This window comes from Pseudomonas edaphica (genome assembly GCF_005863185.1).
Lineage (GTDB): Bacteria > Pseudomonadota > Gammaproteobacteria > Pseudomonadales > Pseudomonadaceae > Aquipseudomonas > Aquipseudomonas edaphica.
Genome location: NZ_VBVZ01000840.1, coordinates 1 through 2,120 on the forward strand (window position 1 = coordinate 1; position 2,120 = coordinate 2,120).

2 protein-coding genes are annotated in these 2,120 nt (G+C 61.2%); both read right to left on the bottom strand.

Annotated elements, in window-relative coordinates:
• Positions 1-148: 148 nt before the first annotated feature.
• Positions 149-1,633, bottom strand: coding sequence for a 2-methylcitrate dehydratase (gene prpD / locus FEM54_RS31140; protein ID WP_017134746.1), 1,485 nt, complete (start codon positions 1,631-1,633; stop codon positions 149-151).
• Positions 1,634-1,833: 200 nt separating this feature from the next.
• Positions 1,834-2,120, bottom strand: a 287-nt coding sequence (locus FEM54_RS31145) for a PrpF domain-containing protein (RefSeq protein ID WP_276614947.1), incomplete at its 5' end; no start/stop codon positions are given.

Genomic DNA, 2,120 nt, shown 5'->3' on the forward strand with positions numbered 1-2,120 from the left:
GTAATGGACCAAGTGGGAGCTGGCTTTTGTGGGAGCTGGCTTGCCTGCGATGCAGGCGACTCGGTGTTTCTGAAGTACCGAGGTGATGCTATCGCAGGCAAGCCAGCTCCCACACAAGCTAGCTCCCCCGTTAGCTTTTTGGTGTTTGTCAGATCACAAACAGGTCCACAAACCGATTCACCGGCGTAGCCTCAAGCCGCGCCTGATCCTTGCACAACGCAAAAATCTCGCCACTGCGCTGCGCGGTAAACCGCGTGGCCAGGTTGGCTTTAAACTTGTCCTCCAGCAATGGAATGCCATCCACCCGACGGCGGCGATGCCCAATCGGGTATTCCACCGCGACTTGTTCAGTGTGGGTGCCATCCTTGAAAAACACCTGCACGGCATTGGCGATAGAGCGCTTGTCGGCCTCCAGGTATTCGCGGCTGTAGCGCAAGTCCTCTACGACCTCCATCTTTTCGCGCAGCTCATCGATGATCGGGTGCGCCGCGTGGAATTCATCCTCGTACTGCTCGGCCACCAGATTACCGAACGCCAACGGCACCGCAGTCATGTACTGCAGGCAGTGGTCGCGGTCGGCAGCGTTGGCCAGTTTCCCGACCTTGGAAATGATGCGAATCGCCGACTCGTGGGTGGTGATCACGATGCGTTCGATTTCATGCAGACGATCCTTGACCAACGGGTGCAAGGTCACCGCCGCTTCACAGGCTGTTTGCGCGTGAAACTCGGCCGGGAAGCTGATCTTGAACAGCACGTTTTCCATCACATAGGTGCCATAAGGCTGGGACAGGCTGAACGCACGCTTGTCCTCTGGCTTGAGCGCCAGGTCTTTATTGGTGTGGCTGAACAGCACGTCATAAAAACCCCATTGCGGCGCGCTCAGCACACCGGGGATGCCCATCTCGCCGCGCAGCGCGATATCCGCCAGGCGTACGCCACGGCTCGATGCATCCCCGGCCGCCCAGGATTTGCGCGAGCCGGCATTCGGCGCATGGCGATAGGTGCGCAGCGCCTGTCCATCGACAAACGCGTGGGACAACGCCGACAGCAGCTGTTCACGGTTGGCGCCCATCAGCTTGGCGGTGACCGCCGTGGAGGCGACTTTCACCAGTAACACATGGTCGAGGCCGACGCGGTTGAAGGAATTTTCCAGGGCAATCACGCCCTGGATTTCGTGGGCCATGATCATCGCTTCCAGCACCGCACGCACGGTCAGTGGCGCATCGCCGTTGGCCACGCGTTTTTGCGACAGGTGATCGGCCACGGCGAGGATGCCGCCGAGGTTATCCGAAGGGTGGCCCCATTCGGCGGCGAGCCAAGTGTCGTTGTAGTCGAGCCAGCGCACGATGCAGCCGATGTCCCAGGCGGCTTTGACCGGGTCCAGACGCAATGAAGTGCCCGGCACACGTGCACCGAACGGCACGACGGTGCCTTCCACCAGCGGCCCCAGGTGCTTGGTGCACTCGGGGAAGCGCAGGGCCAGCAGGCCGCAACCGAGGGTGTCCATCAGGCAATTGCGTGCAGTGTCCAACGCGTCGCGGGAATCGATGCGGTAATTGAGGACGTAGTCGGCAATGTCCTGCAGGACCTGGTCGTAGTCGGGGCGGTTATTCTGGTCGACGTTGGCGCTCATGGCAGTACTCCAAAGTGGGTTGGGGTTAGTCCTCGGGCTTACGGTTATTGGAAAGCAGATCTTGGGTGTCTGCCTTGAAATAGAGAATCACCTGTGGGAGCCGGGCTTGCCCGCGATGGCATCACCTCGGTTCATCTGAAACACAGAGGTGATGCCATCGCAGGCAAGCCAGCTCCCACACAAGCCAGCTCCCGCAAGGGTTAGAACGCGTCGCCGGGCACGCGCACGAAGCCTTCCATCAACACCCGTGCGCTGCGGCTCATGATGGCTTTTTTCACCACCCATTCGCCGTTCACCTGGGTGGCTTCGGCACCGACGCGCAAGGTGCCGGACGGGTGCCCGAACCGCACCGCGTTGCGCTCGACACCACCGGCCGCGAGGTTGACCAGGGTGCCGGAAATCGCCGCCGCCGTGCCAATCGCCACCGCCGCCGTGCCCATCATCGCGTGGTGCAACTTGCCCATGGACAGTGCGCGCACCAGCAAAT